Below are 22003 nucleotides of genomic sequence, written 5' to 3'. Positions count from 1 at the left end.
TTGCAGGTCCTTTGTCTTGTGTTGTTTATCGAATGTCCGATGGAGATTTTGCAACACGGTCACGAAATGGTTGTGCCTGTGCCTTCGCCCATGTATTGATCCGGCCCTGTGAAGTTTGAAGTGCAAGGCTTGCCTTGGGTACAGTCATCAGCGATGGGGGCATTGTGGGAGCCCCGCCCTCGGGGCGATTCTTGGTGGTCTGCGGGGCTTTATCGCGACGAGGGCGTCGCTCCCACAAAAAAAGCGTTCATGCAAACTTCACCGGGCAGGATCAATGAGCCAAGCGAATGAAAACCCGAAATCCTCAAGATCGAAAGTCGGCCACCATGTCCAAAGGCGGTGGTTTCCACTGGTACATCGGGTCGAGCACATCCTGCTGCGGGACATGCCCCAACCAATCGATGCCGAGCAAGCGCACCACGCTGTAACCCAGCCAATCGGTGCGAACCGGTTGCAAAAAAGTTGGGCTGGGCAAAGAGGCCATGGCATCAGCCCACAACAGCAAAGGAACACGGTATCCATCGGCCGTCAAGGCGCTGTGACCCACATGTTCGCCCGCGTGGCCCACCTCTTGCCCATGGTCCGAAAAATAAACCCATGCAGCCTTCTTCCCATACTTGCGTGTCAAATCCAAGGTGGCTGCCACCACACTGTCGTGGTAATGAATGGCCGAGTCGTAGTCGTTGCGCAAACTTCTGACCCGCGTTGAACGGCCCTGATCTTTCATGCCTTGGTAAATGCCATCCTTGGCGTTGTGAAAAGGGACCCGCTCTTGGGGGTGCCTTAACTGGTAATGCGGATGCGAGCCCAGCAAATGCAAAACAATCAATTTGCGTGGTGCTGAGTCTTGCAAGGCTGCGTCCAGCACGGGCAAAGTACTTTCATCGAGTGACAAGCCAGAGCGTCCAGGCGTTTTATTCAGCATGTGAACCGAATCCGCCAACTGCGCATGTTCTTGGTCAATGGCAAGATCGTCATGGTTGCTGATCCACCAAGTCTGATAGCCTGCTGTTGCAGCCAGCGCCAGCAAGTGCTGTTGTGCACGCTCGGGTTGACCCAAGTAAAAGAAATTGCGCAGGGCCGCAATCGTGCTGGCATCGGTAGACCACGCATGCCTGAAAACACCCAAGCGATTGGCTTGCGTTTGTTGACGCAGCATGAGCTGGGGTGTGGTTTGACGCGGATAGCCATACAAAGACAAGTGCCCCCGGTTAATGCTTTCGCTGATAACCAACACCACGGTATCGGGGGCATCTGCCGTGGTGAGCGGTTTTTGCTTCTGCGCATTTGCTATCAAACGTTGGCGCTGCTCGCCCAGGTTGGCCCATTGCTCACGCAAAGAAGACACGTCAGCCACCCAGTCCGTCCAAAAAAGCATCGGATGGTGTTGCCGCCAAGGTTTGATGGCCAAAGACAGGACCACCCAAGTCAGCAGCAACAAGAGGCCCCCCAAGCGCCAGCCTGCGAGCTTCCAAGTTGGTGAAGGCATGCGCCACCACCCCACAAGCGTGGCCATGAAGATGGCCAGCGACATGAGCACAAAAAATGCCCAAAGCCACACACGGCCGGCGTGCATCGCCATGAACTCCGTGGCTTCTTGGGCGGTGGTGTTGGCCACCGCCGCGATGACCATGGCACTGGCCGGGCTGGCCCCATAAACGTCGAGCAAAAAGCCGCGCACAGCGGCATCCAGGATGAAGGCAAACCCCAAAATGCCGGCTAAAACCATCTGCAGCACTCGCCACCCCCTGCGCCGGCTGGGCCAACACAGGCACAGCACAGCAGGCAAAGCCAGCACCATCATCTGAACAATCCGTTTGCCCTCGTAAGCCAGCACCAGCGCCAAGATCAAGGTGCTCAGGGCCAAGCCGGCCAACAACAGGCGAAGCAGTTGGGGTGCCATGGTGTTCGTCAAAGCGGCTCAGGCGGCGCTCATGCCCCCCGCGTCACCTTCTTGAACATCCGTCCTGACCACTGCCCCAAGTCATCCAGATACGTGAACACCACGGGCACCACCAGCAAGCTGAGCACCGTGCTGGTGAGCAAGCCGCCGATCACGGCAATCGCCATGGGTGAGCGGAAGCTCGCGTCCGCCGCGCCCCAGCCCACCGCAATCGGCAGCATGCCCGCGCCCATGGCAATCGTCGTCATGACGATGGGGCGTGCCCGCTTGTGGCAGGCGTCCAAAATCGCGTCCCAGCGGCTCATGGGCGGCACGGCGGGGTGATCGCCCTCGGCGGGTTTGCCGCGCCGCGCTTCAATGGCGTATTCCACCAACAAGATGGAGTTCTTGGTCGCGATGCCCATGAGCATGATCAGGCCAATGAGCGAGGGCATGGAGAAGCTCTTTTGTGCGATCAGCAAGCCCACAAACGCGCCGCCCAGCGACAACGGCAGCGCCGCCAAAATGGTGATGGGGTGCAAGAAGCCTTTGAACAGCAGCACCAGCACGATGTAGATGCACAGCACACCGATCAGCATGGCCAGGCCAAAGCTGGCAAAGAGTTCGCCCATGACTTCGGCGTCGCCCACCTCCACGATCTTCACGCCGGGTGGCAGGCTTTGCAGGGCAGGCAGCTTTTGAACCGCCGCTGTCACGTCGCCCAAGGGCATGCCCGACAGCTCGATCTCGAAGTTGATGTTGCGCTGGCGGTCGTAGCGGTCAATCACCGCCGGGCCGCCCGCGACCTCGATGCTGGCGACCTGGCCCAACATGACGGGGCCACGGCTGCCGGGCACCATCAGGCGCTCGAGTGTGCTCAGGTCGTGCCGGGACTCGTCGCCCAGCTTGACGACGATGGGCACTTGGCGTTCCGATAAATTGAGCTTGGGCAATGCCTGGTCGTAGTCGCCCAGCGTGGCCACGCGCAAGGTGTCGCTGATGGCCGCGCTGGTCACGCCCAAATCGGCTGCTTTGGCAAAGTCGGGGCGCACTGCGATCTCGGGGCGCACCAAGCTGGCGGTGGACGCGATGGAGCCCAGGCCTGAAATGGTGCGCAGGTCGCGCTCCACCGCCATGGCGGCGGTTTGCAGGGCCTGCGGGTCTTCGCCTGTGAGCACCAGCACGTATTTCTCGCCCGAGCCGCCCAAGCCCACCTTGCTGCGCACGCCGGGCAGTTGCTGCAGCGCGGTACGGATGTCGTTTTCAATCACCTGCTTGCGCGGGCGTGTGCCGCGTTCGCTCAGCTGAATGGTGAGCGTGGCCTTGCGCACCTCGGCCGCGCCACCGCCTGCAAACGGGTCAGAGCCCGCGCTGCCGCCACCGATGGTGGTGTATACGCTTTTCACGTCGTTCACCGTCATCAGCAGCGTGCGGGCGTGCTCGGCACTGGCCTGGGTTTGCGCCAAGGTCGAGCCGGGGGGCAGCTCCACATAGACCTGGGTTTGTGAGTTGTCATCTGGCGGAATGAAGCCCTTGGGAAGCAAAGGCACCAGCATGATGGAGCCGATGAAAAACAGCGTAGCCAGCACCATGGTGACCAAGCGGTGCTTCATGCACCAAGTGGCCCAGACCATGTAGCGCTTGAGCCAGCCCGGCTCGTGCGCGGCTGTGACGATGGGCTTCAGGATGTAGGCCGCCATCATGGGCGTGAGCACCCGCGCCACCACCAGCGAGGCGAACACCGCGAGTGACGCCGTCCAGCCAAACTGCTTGAAGAACTTGCCCGGAATGCCACTCATGAACGCGGTGGGCAAAAACACCGCGATCAGGGTGAAGGTGGTGGCGATCACCGCCAGACCGATTTCGTCGGCCGCTTCCATGGCCGCCTGGTACGGCGACTTGCCCATGCGCAAATGGCGCACGATGTTTTCCACCTCGACGATCGCGTCGTCCACCAACACGCCGATCACCAAAGACAGCGCCAGCAAAGTCACGACGTTGATGGAAAACCCCAAATACGCCATGCCAATGAAGGCCGGGATGACCGACAGCGGCAAGGCCACGGCCGACACAAAGGTGGCCCGCCAGTCTCTCAAAAACAGCCACACCACCAGCACCGCCAAAATCGCACCCTCGTACAACAGCACGAGTGAGCCGTTGTATTCCTCTTCCACCGGGGTCACGAAGTCGAAGGATTCGGTGATCTCGATGTCCGGGTTTTGCAATCGGTATTCGGCCAGCGCCTGGCGCACCAAGCGGCCCACGGCCACCTCGCTCTCGCCTTTGCTGCGCACCACCTCAAAGCCCACCACAGGCACACCGTTGAGGCTGGCTGCTGAGCGGGCATCGGCCAGGGTGTCGCTCACCGTGGCCACTTGGTCCAACCGAACGCTGCCACCACGCGATGTGGCCAGCTCGATCTGGCCCACCTCTTGCGCCGTTTTGACGGTGGCCAAGGTGCGCACAGGCTGCTCGCCCGCGCCCAAATCCATGCGCCCGCCCGAGCCTTCTTGCTGCACCTGCTTGAGTTGGCGCGACACCTCGGCCGCCGTGATGACCAGCGATTGCAAGCGGTTCACATCGAGCGCCACACGCACCTCACGCGTCACGCCGCCCACGCGGTTGACGGCACCCACACCGCGCAGCGACAAAAGCTTGCGGGTGATGTCTTTGTCCACCAGCCACGACAGGGCCTCGTCGTCCATGCGCGACGAGCGCACGGTGTAGGCCAGCACGGGCGAGCCGGCCAGGTTGAGCTTTTGCACCACCGGGTCGCGCAGGTCGCCGGGCAAATCGGCCCGCACACCCTGAATGGCCGAGCGCACGTCGTCCACCGCCTCCTGGCTGGGCTTTTCCATGCGGAACTCGGCGGTGATCGATACCACACCGTCTTGCACCTTGGTGGTGATGTGTTTGAGGCCCTGCAGCGGGGCCAGCGCGTTTTCGAGCTTGCGGGCCACATCGGTTTCGAGCTGCGAAGGCGCGACACCGGGCAGGCTGGCGGTGACCGAGATTGTGGGCACGTCCAGGTCCGGAAAGTTTTGCACTTTCATGGACCCAAAAGCGATGAAACCGGCCAGCGTCAGCAGCACAAACAGCATGACGGCCGGGATCGGGTTGCGGATCGACCAGGAAGAGACGTTGAGCATGACGTCCCTTTATTTGTTGGCTGGGGCTGCTGGCGCGGTTGGCGCATCCACCACACGCACCGTGTCGCCATGGTTCAGGAATGCCCCGCCACTGGCCACCACACGGGCATCGGCTTTCAGGCCACTCGTCACTTCGACACGGCCTGCGCTTTGGCGTCCGGTTTGCACCTTGAGCTGGCTGACCTTTTGGTCGGCCCCCACGGTGTAGACATAACTGAAGCCATCGCGCACCACCACCGCCGCTTGCGGCACGGTGAGCGCCTGGCTTTGGCCTAGCGCGATCTCGCCTTGGGCGTACATGCCGGCGCGGGCGCTGCCGGTGGCTGCGGGCAAGTCGACATAGACCAAGGCGTTGCGGGTTTGCGCATCGACCGAGGGCGCGACCATGCGCACTTTGCCCTGCAACAGCTGGCCACTGGCGGCTTTGACTTCCACGGGCGCACCCACTTGGATGCGGCCAATCTCGGCAGCCGTCACTTCAGCCCGCCACTCGATGCGGCCCTGGCGAATCAAGCGGAACAACTCGGTGCCTGCGCCCACCACACTGCCCACCGTGGCCTGCCGGGCCGAGATGACCCCCGCATCGGGCGCACGCACCTGGGTTTGCGACAGGCGCACGTTTTGCAGCTGCACCATGGCGCGGGCGGACTGCACACGGGCCACAGAAGAGGCCTCAGCAGCCACCGCCTGGCTCAGCTGCGCTGCACTGAAAAAGCCTTGCTGCTGCAGGCTGCGGGCGCGTTCGGCTTGGGATTTGGCCTCTTGGGCACTGGCAGCGGCTTCGGCCAAAGCGCCTTCGGCCTGCGCCAGCTCGGCCCGCAAGCTGTCGGCCTGCAACACCGCCAACACATCACCGCGCTGCACCCGGTCGCCCACGTTCACACGCACCTCGGTGATCTTCAGGCCATTGGCCTCGGCCCCAACAATGGCTTCTTGCCACGCGGCCAGGTTGCCGTTGGCGTTGATTTTTTGGGTCAAACTGGCGGTTTGGGGGGTGGTCACGGTGACCGTGAGGGAGGGTTTGGCGGCGCTGGGGGCAGCTGGTGCCTGGCCCTGCGCCTGGATGCTCGTCAAAAAAGTCAGCCCGCAAAGCAGGCCGATGGTCCGATATGGCTTGGTCATTGTTACTCACCCAAAAAGTCGTTCGGTGAGTTTACGACCAGTGCCTGTTGTCGCCTGGGTTCTGTCGTTTTAGTCTTATGGGAAAGCGGCCATTGGCCAACCCCAGAGCTGCCTATCCTTGCCTCGCCCCACCAGGGGCGGGCCATGCCTGATTTCAGAATTTGGCGGTCAGAGCTAGGCTGAGTGTCCTGCCCCACAAAGAGTGCTCGCGCGTGTTGAATCCAAAGACCTGCGCAGCAGTGCTGGTGAATGCTTGTGGGGCTTGGCGATTCAAGACATTGCCGATCGTGGCTCTCAAACTCATGGCCGTGCTGATCTGGTAGCTTGCACTGACGTCCACTGTTGTGAATGAGGGAACATCAAAGCCCGTGAGCGGCGTACTTTGCAGCGTGGCCACATTGACTCCGTTTCGATCCTGATCGGCATAGCCGGACGTGTAGTTCAGCACCCCATGCAAGCTCCAGGTCGCCGTCGTCAGCCCCGCAATCCATCGCATGCGCAGACGCGGGGTAATCGTATCGGTCGTACTGTTGTACCGTGCCAGATCCGACACAAAATTTTGACCAGGCTCAGACTGGTCTTTTGACTTGAGGTTGTAGGTGCCTTGGACCGAGAAATTCCACTGCCCGAAGTCTGTTGGAGCACGCCAACGAACATCAAAATCAATCCCTGATTTTTCGCGTTTGCCAATGTTGTAATTTGACCGCTTGATCGCCAATGTCCCATCCGGTTTGGTTGTGAAAAACGCGGCATATTGAAGTGGATTGCTATAAATCACCTTGTCTGACAAGGTCGAAATCACTTCGTTCATGTTGATGGCCCACCAGTCTGCCGTGATGGTGAAGTTGCGTGTAGGGCGGTATGCCAACCCCAAAGACTTTTGCACTGACAGTTCGGGTTTCAGTTTGGGGTTGCCACTGCCATAAATGTTGATGTAGGTTCTTTCATCACATATGGCTGGACTCCCGTTGGAGCCGACCACCGTCGCTGCAACAGCCTTCAGGTCGGCACTGCATTCGTTGAGGTAGCTTGATAGAGCCTGCAAATACAAGTTTTCCAAATTGTATGTTTGCGCTAATAAAGGTGCTCTGAAACCTGTTCCCCACGAGCCCCTTGCGGACCAGCCATTCTCAAAATCAAAACGTGACGCAAGTTTGCTGTTTTGAGTGCTTCCGAAATCGCTGTAACGATCTCTTCGGGTCGATGCGGTCACGTCCCACTGCCGGGTCACGGGCACTTGGAGTTCCAGGAACCCAGCCTGAATGTCCCGGCTGGCCTGGAAACTCGGTTGCAACTTCGAATTTGAAACATATTGGTAATCGGTCGACTCTCGTCGCCATTCCAGGCCTACCCCCAACATCGCATCTTTGCCATCTATTTCCATCAACGGTCGCGATGCCCTGACATTGCCCGCGGTCGTTTGGTTGATGCCGACGTCCCAAAGGTCCCAATCATTGCGCAAGCCACTGAGGGTGGCCGTCAAGGGGTTGTCTGCCGTGAGTTGTTTGAGCATGTTGGGATCTGTCAGCACCTTGCCAGTGACCCAACCCAAGCTCGCAAAATCCGCCATTTCCAGATAGCGTTTGACCTTTGCCTGGGCTTTGTAAACCTGGGCGTCGTAATCCCAACTGCCCCATTCGCCTTTGACGCCTGAAGTTACGCGCCAATTGTTCTGTTCGTTCGCGCTCCTTAGACCCTCCAAACTCGGAGACCAATTGAACCGTGTTTTTGCGGGGTCCAGCCCGGCATTGACCGCCTCTTGATATCCCACCGACGTTGGACTTTTGCCCAGAGAATAGATCAACTGAGGCCAGCGTAGGTTCGAAAAATCACTGTCTTTCAAGTTTGAATGCAAGATTTCGGCATAGGCGGTTGCGCCATTCGGAAGCCATTTTTCGCCCGCCAGCAAGATTTTTCTGCTGTCTTGCTGTGGGTAAATGGTCAAGCCTGAATACTCGTTATACAGACAAGAAGGTTGTCCCATCAAGGGAACGTAGCGATCTGGACAAGCCCCGTTTTGGTTGAGCACACTGTAAACTTTTCTGACCTGTCCGGTGGCTGCATTGGCCGCAATGGAAAAGACGCCGGGGGAATTGAAAGAAGTCAGGCGAGCGCCATCTATGGCGTACTTTTCACGCTCTCTTTCCACGATGTAGCGGCCTTGGGCATATTGCGGGCGATCCGCCGCATCCAAGGCTGCGCGGTGTTGCAGCTCTGCCGTCAGGCGCAAGCTGAAACCATCCCTCCTCAAATTTCCTGTCCCGGCGTTCAAAGTCACTTGCTCACCAGACCCGCCCCCTTGAGCGCTTGCACTCTTTTCAGCCATGATCTCCATGCCTTTGAGCTCACTGCGCGTGATGATGTTGATGACCCCAGCAATCGCGTCCGATCCATACAAGGAAGAGGCCCCATCTGACAAAATTTCGATTTTCTCGATGGCTGACAAAGGGATGGTGTTGATGTCGACACTGGGTCGTTCCACATCGACCATGGTCTGCCGTCCATAAGTGGACAACCGTTTGCCATTGAGCAGCAACAAGGTTCCTGCAGGCAAACTGCGCAACGATGCCGTGGTGTAACCACCGATGGAGCTGCCCATGGCCGCACTGTTCACCACCATCGACATGCCGGGCACGCTGTGCAAGACGTCTGCAATATGGTTGCTGCCAGATCGCCGAATGTCGTCGCGCGTGATCACCTGCACGGGAAGGGCCAGGGTTTGCTCTTTGCGAATGATGGACGAGCCGGTGATCTCCACCTTCTCGAACTGGCGGTATTCAAGCGGCGAGTCCACGACCTGCACAGGAGGGTATACCCTGCCCGGCTGTTCGCTGTTCTGGGCCGATGCATGTGCCCAAGTGAAAAAACCACACAGGACGATGAGCCATCGTGCAGGACAAGGTTCTTGTTGGGGATGTGGACTCATGACGATCTCCCTTCGACAGTTCAGCAAGGATCAAACTGTCGAAAATTATCATTTGATAACTATTTTTAGTAAAATAATTATCACAAAAGTGTTTATTTTTAGAGGCACCTCTCTGGGCAGATGTGCCCATATCGACTGTTGGGTGGAGCTTCGATCGCGCCACTCACATCAGAACTTGTGCGTCAAACCCAATTGCAAGGTCCTGCCCATCAGACTCCCCTGGTCGCTGTTGACCCCCCAAGACAGCTCATTGGCAGAATAAAACGACAAAGGCGGCGTGCGATTGGTCACGTTGGTCACACCGGTCCGAATTTGTGTGTGTGTGCCCAGCTTGAACAAAGCCATCAAATCGGCCGTCACAAAACCAGGCACCTTACGGCCGGTGACGACTTCACTTTTGCCGGTATCAAGCCTAAAGGCTGTGATGTCTTTGTCTTGGTAGCCGCTGGTGTAGTTGATCATCATTTGCCAGTACGCATTGGGCTGCTCCAAGCCAAGAATCCATTGGCTTCTGAACCGAGGTGTGACCACTTTGCTGGAAGTGGAATAGGTTGCCAGATCCGTCTTCCACTCCACAGTGTCGCTCATGCGATCTTTGGATTTGAGCATGTACGTGGCTTGCACACCCAACAACCATCGCCCCCAATCACCAGGCTGGCGAAAACGCACATCCAGATCCACCCCCTCTTTGACCGATGCGCCCAAATTGCGCATCTTCAAAAGCAAGGCCACATCGTTGTACAGGGTGTTGTTGGATGAATTTCGAACCAAGTTGGGCGATGTCATGAATTGATCTGCATATTGAAGCGGATTGGCCAACGCTTGATCCGAACTTTCAAACTGCAAGGTGTTTTTCATCTTGACTTGCCAGTAATCTGCACTGATGCTGAAATTGCGCGACGGTGTCAACGCAAACCCCAATGTCATCTGCTCAGAGGTCTCTGGTTTCAAGTCCGGATTGCCGTTGGTAAAAACCCCTAAAAAATTGCCTTCGCGGCAATAAACACCTGAACTGCGAGCCGTCGGCGTGAGTGTCTTACTGACCGCGTTGAGATCCGGGGTGCATTTCAATCCACTCAAATAACCCTGATAGTAAGGCGTTGCCAACATCTTCGTTTGCGACACAGTTGGCGCTCTGAATCCCGAACCCCAGGAGCCTCGCACAGCCCACAGTGGGTTGACCACCAGACGACTGGCCAGTTTCCCGTTCGTGGTTCCCCCCACATCGCTGTAAGCATCGTGGCGCAGGGAGGCGATCACGTCCCAGCTGCTTGTCACGGGAACCTGAAGTTCACCATGGACAGCCATGACATGTCGCTGTCCGGTAAAGTCTTTAACGGCTGCCGTCGACTCCTCATAGCGGGTCTCGGCTTTTTCTTGTCGCCCTTCAAAACCCAGCCCCAACAACACATCTTTGCCATGGCGTTCTCCCACGGTTGTGGATGCACGAACATCCAATGCGGTCAGCTGTGTTTGACCTTGACGATCTTTCTGCCACTGCCGGAGGTCCAGTAATTGCTGGGTCAATGGGTTTTGCTCATCCAAGGGCAACAAGGCCAAAGCCGTGGGCAACGGCGTCGATGGTTTAAAACCCAAACTTGCGATGTTGGCATATTCAGCCCCTGCCACCGCCTGCGCCTGTGAACGGTAAAGACTGGCTTGGTAATTCCACTGGTCTATTTCACCTTTGACACCCAATGTGGCCCGCCACTGTGTTTTGTCATAGGTCCTTTGCAAGGCAGGCAGGTTGGGTTGAAAGTAATAAAGAGTGTTTGCCGGATTCAGCCCTTGCGCCAATGCTTCTGAATACCCGACCGCCCCCGCTTGGTTGACAAGCCGCCCACTGATGGGCTCCCAACTCTTCGTTGCCATGGCGGTTTTTTGCTGTGTGTAGAGCCCCTCGGCAAACAAGGTGGCCCCTTCGTGGAGTCGGTACTCGCCACTGGCATGGAGCTTGGCGTTTTGACTTTCAGGATACAGGTCAAAGGTTGGCAGCAAGTTGACTTTGCAGCCCCCCAAAAACCCCCCATAACTCAGACTGCCACGGGTACATTGGCCATCCTGGTAAAGCGATGACCACATTTTGTTATTTTTAGCGGATGCCGAATACAGCAAGGCAGGGGACGTGAAGGCGGAGACGTTGGGGCCATCGACCTGGTATGAATTTCCAGCGTGTGCAAAAACCACACGGCCTTGGCTACCCGCAGGGCGATCGGCCATGCCAATGGCTTTTTCCTCATCGATTTCTGCCGTCACGCGCACGCTGAAACCGTCGCGTTGCAACTGCCCTTGCCCCCAACTCAAGCTGCTGCGCCAAGCTTGGCCCACACCACCATCGGGGCGGTTGTGATCCACGGTGATTTCTACCCCTTGCCTGTCCGTGCGGGTGATGACATTGATCACCCCTGCAATGGCATCTGTGCCATACAAGGACGATGCCCCATCGCTCAAGACTTCAATGCGGTCAACAGCCGCCAAAGGCAGACTGTCCAAGTCGACATTGGCCACTTCAGTGCCGGAGATGTTCTGGATGCCAAACGGGGCCAACCTCCGGCCATTGAGCAAGACCAAGGTTCCGGTCGGCATGCCATGCAAAGCCCCATTGGTGAATCCGCCGTGCAACTTGCCGCCCTGCGTTCTGTCCAGACCATTGAACACCTGGGTCAGGCTCTGCACCACCTGGGTCACCGACAGGAGGCCTTTTCTTTGAATTTCCTGGCGCGTGATCACCTGCACGGGCAGGGCCAGGGTTTGCTCTTTGCGAATGATGGACGAGCCGGTGATCTCCACCTTTTCAAACTGTCGGTACTCCAATGGCTTGTCTTGCACCGTCACCGTGGGATACTCTTTGCCGATGGCAGGCTCTGGCGTGGTTTGCGCTTGTGTTGTGCCCAAAAAAGCCAAACAACCCACCACCCCAAGGGCGAGGGGGGACGAAAGCCAAAGCCCTTTGGGTGATTTGCGCATGGTGATCAAGCCTCTCAGGTGAGTTCAATAGTTTTAATTTTCTCACTTGTTTAAGATGAAAATGTTTTTCTTTCGATAAACACTCTCCTTGCTTGGTTTTTGCGCAACACCCCCAGCTCAAAACCGCATCGTGGCACCCACCCTCAGGGTGCGGCCCTGCAAGTTGCCGTTTTGGCTGTTGACACCCCAAACCGCATTGCTCAGCGAATAAAACGACAGGGGAGGCTTGCTGTTGGCGAGATTGGTCATGCCAAAGCGAATTTGGGTTCTGCGCGAGGCCTGATAAACAGCGAGCAAGTCGGCCGTCAGGAAACCCCGCACCTTGTGGCCACTGACGGTTTCACTCAGGCCCGTGACCGTGTTGAGTGCGACCACCTCTTTGTCCACGTAGGCGCTGGTGTGGTTGATGTTGAATTGCCACTGCATCTGGGCTTGCTCATAACCCACCATCCATTGGCTGCGCCAACGCGGGGTCACCACCTCGCTGAGCGCTGAATAGGCCCCCAGGTCAGACACCCAAGCGGTTTCGGCACTCGTGCGGTCTTTGGACTTGAGCATGAATGTGGCCTGCATGCCCATGACCCACCGACCATCGCGCATGGGCTCTCTGTAGCGGGCCTGAATGTCGATGCCTTCTTTGACCGCTTGGCCTTTGTTTTTCATTTTGAGCAGCAGCGCCAAGTTGTGGACTTTGCCGCCCCCATCCAGACTGACCAGGTCGGGGTTCGCCATGAGGGCAGAGGTGTTGCGCAGCGGATCGGCCAACACGGCTTGCACACTGTCCAATTGCAAAGTGTCTTGCATTTGCACACGCCAGTAGTCGGCCGACACATGGACATTGCGGCTTGGCGTGAAGGCCATGCCCCATGTGACTTGCTTTGTTTTTTGCAGCTGCAAGTTTGGGTTGCCATTGGTGAATACATTCAAAGCGCTGTTGCTTGTGCAGGCCACCGCTTGACCGTCGGCCGCCTTGAGGGCACTTGCAGCGGCTTTGAGCGCCTCGGTGCAATCCCCGAGCTGGACCGTGGCTTGCAAGAAAGGGTTGCTCAGCTGATGCACCTGCGCCAGAGTGGGGGCCTGAAAACCCGTTCCTGCCGAACCCCGCATAGCCCAACGCCGGTTGATGGCCCATCGCGCAGCCAGTTTGCTGCTGATGGCAGCGCCCACGTCGCTGTATTGGTCGGCCCGCAGCGAGGCCAGAAGGTCCAGATTTTTGCGCACAGGCACCTGCAATTCACTGAACGCCGACATGATGTGGCGCTGCCCCTTGAAGCTGGGCTGCGCCATGGCCTGGCTGTACTGGGTGTCGGCTTTTTCTTGCTGAGCTTCGAGGCCCCAAGCCCATAAAGTTGATTGGCCTTGGTGCTCAAACAAGGCTCGCGAGGCGCGCAACTGGGCACTGGTCAAGGCCGTGCTGGCCAAGGCTGCTTGCCCCCATTCACGGGAGTTCAGCAGTTGGGCGGTCAAGGGGTTTTGCGCATCCAGGGGTTTGAGCATGAGTGCATTGGGCAAACTCGACAAACCATCAACAAGCCCCAAGCTGGCCAGATTGTCCTTTTCGACGGACTGTGTGGCCTTGGATTGGGATTGCAGCAAACTGGCCTGGTAATGCCAGCCTTTGAACTCGCCTTTGAGTCCCAGTGACGCTCGCAGCAGAGTTTTCTTGTATTTTTGACGCAAGGCGGGCAAATCGGGTTGCCAAAACGTGTAGGTTTCTTCGGCATTGAGCCCATTGAGGACGGCTTCCAGGTAGCCTGGTGCGCCAATGGTGTCGGCGATTTTGCCGCTCACGCCCGACCAATCGTTGGCCGCGATTTGCAAGTTTTGCTGGCTCGCCAACACCTCGGCATAGAGCGTGGCTGCGTGGGGCAACAGCACTTCACCCAGAACATGCAGCTTTTGACTGTCTGTTTGTGGATAAATGTCATAAGTGAGCAATCGGTTGTTCTTGCACCCGCCTTCAAAGCCCTCGTATTTGAATGAACCTGCCGTGCATGTGCCATTCACATACAGTGGCGAATACATTTTTTGTTGGCCTGTGGGCGAATACATCAAAAGAGGCGAGCCGAAGGCCGACAAGCGGGGGCTGTCTGCTTGGTATGCCACGCCTTCATGGCTGAACATTTGCCGCCCTTGGCTGGCCGTTGTGCGCTCGCGCACGCCCATGGCCTCGTAGGTGTCGGCTTCGGCTGTCAGCCGAAGGCTGTAGCCGTCTTGGCGCAGTTGGCCTCGGGCCCAGTTCAAACTGCTGGTCCAGCCTTGACCGGCACCGCCTTGGGGGCGAATCTGGTCCACCGACAATTCAAGGCCTTTGCCTTGCGCCCGGGTGATGATGTTGATGACACCCGCACTGGCCTGCGCCCCATAGACCGACGAAGCACCTTCGCCCAACACCTCGATGCGCTCTACTGCCGACAGAGGCAAAAGGCTCAGGTCTACACCACTGGGGGTCGTGCCAGTCAGGGTGTTCAAGCCATGGGAGGCCAAACGCTGACCATTGAGCAGCACCAAGGTGCCTGCAGGCATGCCGTGCACAGCGGCACTGGTCACGCCCCCCCGGTTCATGCCCGATTGCGTGAGGTCCAGGCCATTAAAGACGCTGGACAAACTTTGCACCGCCTCGGTCACACGGGTGTGACCGCGCATTTTCAATTCCTGCCGCGTGATGATTTGCAGGGGAGCGATGGCCGACTCTTGCTGACGCGCCAAAAAAGAACCGGTGGTTTCACGCTTTTCGATCTGCCGGGCTTTCAGCGGCAAGCCATCTGTGCTGCCAAACAAGGCCACCCGCTCATCGTCTGTGGTCTTTTGCGCCTGGGCCCCAAAAGCCAAGACCAGTGAGACGCCCACGGCCCACAGGGCGGTCTGGAGTTGATCTCTGCTTTGTTTTTTCACAGCACCTGTCCTCAGTCAAAATTGAACGCTATACGTCCGATTTTTACATTAGATGGTGTCAAAAAGATCAAAAACTGGTCAATCCGTCCTGAATATGTGGTTTTGATCCGCTTTTGTGAGGCCTGTGCACCCGGCGATGGGCACAGGGTCAGTCCATGACCGCTTGCCACACCGCCAAGATGGCACCGCACTCTGAATGGAGGGTGGCGGGCTCGACCTGGGTGGGCTCTTCGTTCAGGCGGGCGCGGTGTTGCAGGCGGCGCATTTCTCGGTAGGCGTTGGCAGCGGCCTGGCCCATGCCCTGGGGCAGCAAACCCACGGCTTCGGCGCGGATCAGCAGGGCGATGTTGCCCACGTTGTCGGCCAACTCGGGGTGGGCGGCGGTGTGCAGCAGCACCAGGTATTGCACGGCAAACTCGGCGTCGACCATGCCGCCGGGGCTGTGTTTGACGTCGAAAAAGTCGGCTTTGACCGGGTGGCCCTGGCGCACGCGTTCGCGCATGGCGACGATTTCGGACTTCAGACTGGCGGCGTCGCGCGGGGCGCTGATGACGGCGTGGCGCACGGCGTCAAAGCGGGGCGCCAGGCTGGGCAGACCCATGACAAAGCGGGCGCGGGTCATGGCCTGGTGTTCCCAGGTCCAGGCGGTGTTGCTGCCGCGCTGCTGCTGGTAGTCGGCGTAGGCTTCAAAGCGGGTGACCAGCAAGCCTGAATTGCCGTTGGGGCGCAAGGCGGTGTCGATTTCGTAGATATCGCCTTCGGCGGTTTTCACCGTCATCCAGTTGATCATTTTGCGCACGTAAGCGGCATAGATTTCCTGGGCGCGTTCATCCTCGTCGTCGTACACAAACACGATGTCCAGGTCGCTGCCGTAGCCCAGCTCTTTGCCACCCAGCTTGCCGTAGCCGATGATGGCAATGGCCGGTTGTTCGCGGTGGCGGTTTTTCAGGCGGCTCCAGCACCAGCGGGCCGTCACGCGCAGCACGGCGTCGGCCAGGGCGCTCAGGTCGTCGGCCACTTGTTCGACCGTGAGCACGCCTTCGACGTCACGCGCGAGCGTTCGGAACTGCTCGGCGTGGTGGGCGCGGCGCAGCAAATTGAGCAGGCTTTCTTCGTCGTCTTCGCCGGTGCGTTGCAGGGCCGTCAGGCGCGCTTGCAATTCGCCTTCAAATTCGGCGGCGTCAAAACGGCTGTCAAACAGGTTGCCCCCGGCCAGCTCGTCGATCACACCGGGGTGTTGCAGCAGGTAGCGGGCCGGCCACTTGGCCGCGCCCAGCAGGCGCAGCAGGCGTTCGTGCACCGAGGGGCGCTCGAGCATCAGGGCCAGGTAGCTTTCGCGGCGCAGCAGGGGTTCGATCCAGTCGACCATGCGCAGCACGGCTTCTTCACTCACGCGGCCGTCTTGCAGCCACTGGGCGGTGCGTTGCAGCAGGCGCATCAGGCGGCCACGGGCGTCGTCGCGCAAAGCTTGCACACGGGGGTTGCCCGGCCACTGGGCCAGGCGCTCACCAATGCGGCCCTTGAAAACCCCGGCAATGCCGTCCAGCTCGGCGGGTTCGCGTTGGCCGTTTTTGCCGTTACAGCCTTTGCACTCCCGGTCGCCGCCCAGCAGGATGTCAAATTCTTGCGCCACCACTTCGCGGTGGGCGTCCAGGGCACTCAAAAACTCGCAGGTGTTGGCATGGCCCAAGGTCTGGGCGATCCAGGCCAGGTCGGCATCGGCGGTGGGCAAGATGTGGGTTTGCTGGTCGTCCAAGTACTGGATGCGGTGCTCGACCTGGCGCAAAAACACATAAGCCGCACTCAAGGCGTCGGCCGTGGCCTGGGGCATGAGGCCGGCTTTGGCCACGCGTTGCAGCGCGTCCAGCGTGGGGCGGGTGCGCAGTTCTGGAAACTGCCCGCCGCGCACGACTTGCAGCAGCTGCACGGTGAATTCGATTTCGCGGATGCCGCCGCGCGACAGCTTCACGTCGTTGGCGCGTTCGGGGTGGCCCGCGCTGCGCTTGGACGCGTGGTCGCGGATTTGCTGGTGCAAGGTGCGCAGCGATTCAAAGACGTTGTAGTCGAGGTAGCGGCGAAACACAAAGGGCAGCACCACGGCCCGCAGGGCTTGGGCTGAGCCGTTGACCACCGCGCTGCGCGGGGCAATGACGCGGCTTTTCATCCAGGCAAAGCGTTCCCATTCGCGGCCCTGGATGAGCAGGTAGTTTTCCAGCGCATCGAGCGAAACCACGCTGGGGCCGGAGTTGCCGTTGGGGCGCAGGGCCAGGTCGACGCGGAACACAAAGCCGTGCTCGGTGGTCTCGCCAATCAAGGCATACATGCGTTTGACGGCACGGCTGAAGTATTCCTGGCACGAGACCTTGTGGCGGCCTTCGCTGTTGCCTGTGGTTTCGCCGTCTTCGTCATAGACGTAGATCAGGTCGATGTCGCTGGACACATTCAGTTCTCGAGCGCCCAACTTGCCCATGCCGATGATCCACATCTCGGCACGCTGGCCATTGGCTTTGGTGGGCACGCCGTGCAGGGCGTCCAGGTCGGTCATGACGTGTTGCCAGGCGATGTCGAGGGTGACTTCGGCCAGCCACGTCATGCTGTGGGTGACCCCTGCCAGGCCTGTTTGCTGGCTGCAGTCGAGCTGGGCCAGTCGCTCCAGGCAAAGTTGGCGCAACACACGCAAAGCGGCGCTGGTATCCAAGCCCTTGGCCTGCAGTGCCGCAAAGGCGGTGTTCAAGTTGTCGCGGGTGGGGACACCGGGCGGCAGCAGCGTCAACACATCGGCATAACGGCGGTGCAGGCGCTGAACAAAACGAGAATACAGGGCACCGTCCAAAGTGTTGTCCGGGCCTGTGGCGGTGGCCACCTCGGGTGGCTGACTGCGGGTCATAATTCCTGCTGGCTTTCTGATTCAAACGTTTGTGCCGTCTTCCAACCCTTTGTCACCATTGATCTGCCGCTGCCATCGCTGGCTGGCCGCTGGCGTTCGGTTCGTGGTTTGGGGTTTGTTGGTGGCCGGTTTGTTGCTGGGAATGGCGTGGGCCACATTGCATTTTTGGATTGTGCCGCGAATCTCCGAATTTCGCCCTGCACTCGAAAGCATGGCCCGCCAAGCCCTTGGCGTTCCGGTGCGCATCGGCGAGATTTCGGCCCATTCGACCGGTTGGGTGCCTTCTTTTGAGCTGCGCGACCTGGCTTTGCTGGACCCACAGGGCCATGCCACGCTTCGGCTGCCCAAAGTCTGGGTGGCCGTGAGCCTGCGCTCAGCCTTGCGCTTGCGCTTGGACCAGTTGGTATTGGATGCCCCGGAAGTTGACATTCACCTGAATGCACAAGGGCAATGGCGGGTGGCGGGTCTGCTTTGGGGCCATGGCCCCGCAGATTCGGCCGTGGCCGATTGGTTGTTTGCACAACGAGAGGTGGTGGTGCGTGGGGCCATCTTGCACTGGCACCATGAACCCGCTGGCAATGAAAACACGGGGACCCGAGCACCCCATGCCCCGCCCAGCGCACGGGAAAGGACGGAACCCACAACCCTGCCCACCACAGACTTGAGTTTTCGCAACGTGGATGTGGTGCTGCGCAACACCGCAAGGCACCACCACTGGCGCGTGGATGCCAGCCCACCTGAGGCTTGGGGTGAGCGTTTTGTGCTCATGGGCCGATTCAGCCGTGGTTGGTTGTCGACCCACCCTGCGCGGTGGGCCGATTGGTCTGGGCAGGTCTACGCCGACTTTGCCCAAATCCGTGTGGCCCCATGGTGGTCCCATCTGCCCAAGCGCATCACCCAAACTTGGCAAATGAACGCAGGGCGGGGCGCCTTGCGCTTGTGGGGTGATGTAGACAAAGGCCAATGGACGGGTGGCTTGGTCGATGTGGCGCTGAGCGGCTTGAACGTGGTGCGTGACGCGCAAGACGCCCCTTTGAAGCTGGCCCAAGTGTCAGGGCGCTTGGGAGGCAAGGTTCATGACAAGGGTTTTGAGGTCTTGACACGCGATGTGGCCTTGGTGGACGACACGGGTCTGAACTGGACAGGTGGGCAGTGGGCACTGGACTACACCTACGCTCAAGGCGCTCAACCCGCATCTGGCCATCTGCGGGCCGAAAAGCTGGACCTGCTGGCCTTGCGTGAATTGGCCCTGCACATGGCCAAAGGCGCACCTGTTTTGGCACGCTTGCAAGAGCTCACCGTGACCGGACAGTTGAATGCCTTGCGCTGGGATTGGCAAGGCGATTGGCGCTCGCCAAGTGGGTACAACACACAATTGAGCCTGAGCCAAGTGCGGATGCGCCACGACCAGGCCAAACCAGGAACACGGCTTTGGCCGGGGGTGCAAAACGCCGAGGTGAACATCAAGATGAGCCAAGAGGGTGGCCGCGTGGACCTGCGCATGCCACACGGTGGTTCGGTGGATTTTCCCGGCATTTTGGAGCGTTCTGAGGTGCCTGTTCGGCAACTGCAGGCCTTGGCCGTTTGGGAAAAAAAATCAGGTGCCAACGGTCAGGTGTGGCAAGTGCCGCAATGGCAATTGAGCTTGGCCAACGCCGATGTGCAGGGTCAATGGCGTGGGCAGTGGCAACAAGACCCCAGAGGCGATGGGCCCGGGTGGCTGGACTTGCAAGGCACGATCGCACAAGCCGACGCCGCTGCCGCGCACCGGTATTTGCCTTTGCAACTGCCTGAATCGGTGCGCCACTATGTTCAAGATGCCTTGGTCAAAGGGCGTTATGTGGGGGTGAAAACCAAGCTCAAAGGCGACTTGGCCAAATGGCCTTTTGAAAGCCCAAGCGATGGCGAATTCCGGGTCTCTGGGCGCTTGACGGGTGTGCAGTTTGACATGGTGCCCGCCCATTTGCTGCCTGCAACAGGACCACGCTGGCCGCACTTGCACTCATTACAAGGGCAACTGAGCTTTGACCGGACCGGGGTCCAACTCAGCGATGCGAGTGCACGTTTTGGGGAGTCCAAAAACGCTGTCTTGCTCAAAGCTGCTGCGGTTGAAATCGCCGACATGCGCCATGACCCTCAGCTGCAATTGACAGCCGATGGCACTGGCGAGGCAGCACAATTTCTGGCTGCGGTGCAACAATCCCCGCTCGATCAGATGCTGTCGCAGGCGCTGCACAACACCACGGCCACTGGGCCAGTTCAACTGCGTTTGAAACTGGGCTTGCCTTTGCGCCATCTCAAGGACAGTCAAGTCCAAGGCACGGTCGTGTTGGCGGGCAACGATGTGCGCGTGACGCCGGCCACACCATGGCTTGAAAAAGTGCATGGCGCTGTGGAGTTCAACCAGACAGGCTTCAAAGTGTCCAAGGCCAAAGCCCAGCTCTTGGGTGGCGCGGTGATCATGGACGCAGGCCTGCAGCCGTCGTCCACACCGGGAGCGCCACCCACGCTGGCTTTTGAAGTTGAAGGCCAGATCAGTGCAGAAGGCTTGCGCGGGTCCAAAGACCTTTATCCCCTGAATGTCCTGGCACAGCACCTCACAGGTTCCAGCACCTACAAAGCACGCTTGGCTTGGCACCAAGGCCAACCAGAACTGTCGGTCCACAGCGCACTTCAAGGTTTGGCCATCCAATGGCCCACCCCTTTGGGCAAAACTGCCGACACCCTCAAACCCTTGTCCCTGAACATCCGCAGCCAGGGCCAAGGCCCCCAATGGCAAGACCACATTCAACTGCGGCTTGGGGATGATGTTTCTGCCCACTACGTGCGCGACCTTTCGGGCCCGCAGCCAAAGGTTTTGCGCGGCGCTTTGGCCTTGGGTGTGCCCTTAGATCAAGCACCGGCCTTGCCTGACCACGGGGTCACAGCACTTGTGGCCGTTGACCACTTGCTGATCGATGAATGGCGCTCTCTCGTTTCAACAAACCCACAAGAGCGTGGTGAACCTTTGGTTGAGCCTGCCGCTTTGCTTGCCTACATGCCCACCCGCATTGGACTGAAAGCCCAAACCTTGACGGCCGAAGGCCGAACCTTGCACCAAGTGACGGCGGGCGGCACCCGAGATGCCCAGCAATGGCAATTGAATGTGGATGCGCAAGAACTCAGCGGACATGTGCGCTACCGACCCTCATCAGGCGAGCAACAAGGCTTGCTGTTCGCCCGGTTCAGCCGTTTGACCCTGCCGCCTTCTTCTGCCAAAGATGTGGAATCCTTGTTGGAAACACCACCCATTCAGTTGCCAGCACTGGACATCGTGGTGGATGCCCTTGAATTGCGTGGCAAAAAACTGGGCAAAGTCGACATTGAGGCGGTCAACAACACGGCTGCACGCACCTCCAGCGTGCCCGGCGTTCCCGGCGTGGAATGGCAATTGAAAAAATTCAACATCACCTTGCCCGAGGGCAGCTTGCGCAGCACCGGCCGCTGGTTGGCAGCCCATGCGGGCAAAACACAGCGCCAGACAGAAATGAACTTTGTGTTGGATGTTCAAAATGCAGGCGATCTTTTGGCCCGCTTGGGCACACCCGATGCCCTGCGCGGGGGCGCTGGGCAACTCGAAGGACTTGTGCGCTGGCAGGGCTCGCCTTTGGCTTTGCACTACCCCAGCCTGGATGGGCAATTTGAAGTTCGCATGGGTCGTGGTCAATTTCTCAAAGCCGATGCCGGTGCCGCCAAATTGCTGGGCGTGCTGAGCCTGCAGGCCTTGCCACGGCGTTTGATGCTGGATTTTCGGGATGTCTTTTCCGAAGGCTTTGCGTTTGACTCGGTTCAAGGACGGGTCAACATTGCCAAGGGCATGGCCCAAACCCAAAATTTACAAATTCGGGGCGTCAACGCCGTCGTTCAGCTGGATGGCACAGCCGACATTGCACGCGAAACACAACAACTGAGGGTGGTCATCTTGCCCGAGGTCGATGCAGGAACAGCCTCTTTGCTGGCGGGTATTGCGGTCAACCCCGTGGTGGGCCTGACCACCTTTTTGGCCCAATTGTTTTTGCAAAACCCTTTGTCACGCGCCTCCACCCAAGAATTCCTGATCGATGGCAGCTGGACAGATCCTCGTGTAACCCGGGTCGATCTGCGCACAACCCCAGCCAAAAGCCCATGAACAAGCT

General features: G+C 59.0%; 8 protein-coding genes. 1 reads left to right on the top strand and 7 read right to left on the bottom strand.

From position 1 onward, the window contains the following. Positions 1-304: 304 nt before the first annotated feature. The 7 genes from B9Z48_RS08910 to glnE form a co-directional block, all read right to left on the bottom strand. Positions 305-1903 (bottom strand): phosphoethanolamine transferase, encoded by a 1599-nt coding sequence (locus tag B9Z48_RS08910; protein WP_108377875.1) that lies wholly within the window; start codon positions 1901-1903, stop codon positions 305-307. A 29-nt stretch (positions 1904-1932) separates the two neighbouring features. Further along, positions 1933-5031, bottom strand: coding sequence for an efflux RND transporter permease subunit (locus tag B9Z48_RS08905; RefSeq protein WP_108377874.1), 3099 nt, complete (start codon positions 5029-5031; stop codon positions 1933-1935). 9 nt (positions 5032-5040) lie between these two features. Continuing rightward, entirely contained in the window at positions 5041-6153 is a 1113-nt protein-coding gene (locus B9Z48_RS08900) for an efflux RND transporter periplasmic adaptor subunit (protein ID WP_108377873.1), read from the bottom strand. Between the two features lie 154 nt (positions 6154-6307). Next, entirely contained in the window at positions 6308-9079 is a 2772-nt protein-coding gene (locus tag B9Z48_RS08895; RefSeq protein ID WP_108377872.1) for a TonB-dependent receptor, read from the bottom strand. 168 nt (positions 9080-9247) lie between these two features. Beyond that, the gene (locus B9Z48_RS08890) at positions 9248-12046 is read right to left on the bottom strand and encodes a TonB-dependent receptor (protein WP_146186252.1); all 2799 of its coding nucleotides are present in this window, start codon (positions 12044-12046) and stop codon (positions 9248-9250) included. Between the two features lie 117 nt (positions 12047-12163). Then, positions 12164-14941 (bottom strand): TonB-dependent receptor, encoded by a 2778-nt coding sequence (locus B9Z48_RS08885; protein WP_108377870.1) that lies wholly within the window; start codon positions 14939-14941, stop codon positions 12164-12166. Between the two features lie 148 nt (positions 14942-15089). Beyond that, the gene (glnE, locus tag B9Z48_RS08880; RefSeq protein ID WP_108377869.1) at positions 15090-17828 is read right to left on the bottom strand and encodes a bifunctional [glutamate--ammonia ligase]-adenylyl-L-tyrosine phosphorylase/[glutamate--ammonia-ligase] adenylyltransferase; all 2739 of its coding nucleotides are present in this window, start codon (positions 17826-17828) and stop codon (positions 15090-15092) included. A 31-nt stretch (positions 17829-17859) separates the two neighbouring features. Here glnE and B9Z48_RS08875 point away from each other — a divergent pair, with 31 nt between their 5' ends. Next, positions 17860-21996, top strand: coding sequence for a YhdP family protein (locus B9Z48_RS08875; protein ID WP_233261065.1), 4137 nt, complete (start codon positions 17860-17862; stop codon positions 21994-21996). Positions 21997-22003: the final 7 nt, after the last annotated feature.

This window comes from Limnohabitans sp. WS1 (genome assembly GCF_003063265.1).
Classification (GTDB): domain Bacteria; phylum Pseudomonadota; class Gammaproteobacteria; order Burkholderiales; family Burkholderiaceae_C; genus Limnohabitans_A.
Note: the sequence above shows the minus strand (reverse complement) of the source record. Positions and strands in the feature narration are given on the sequence as shown.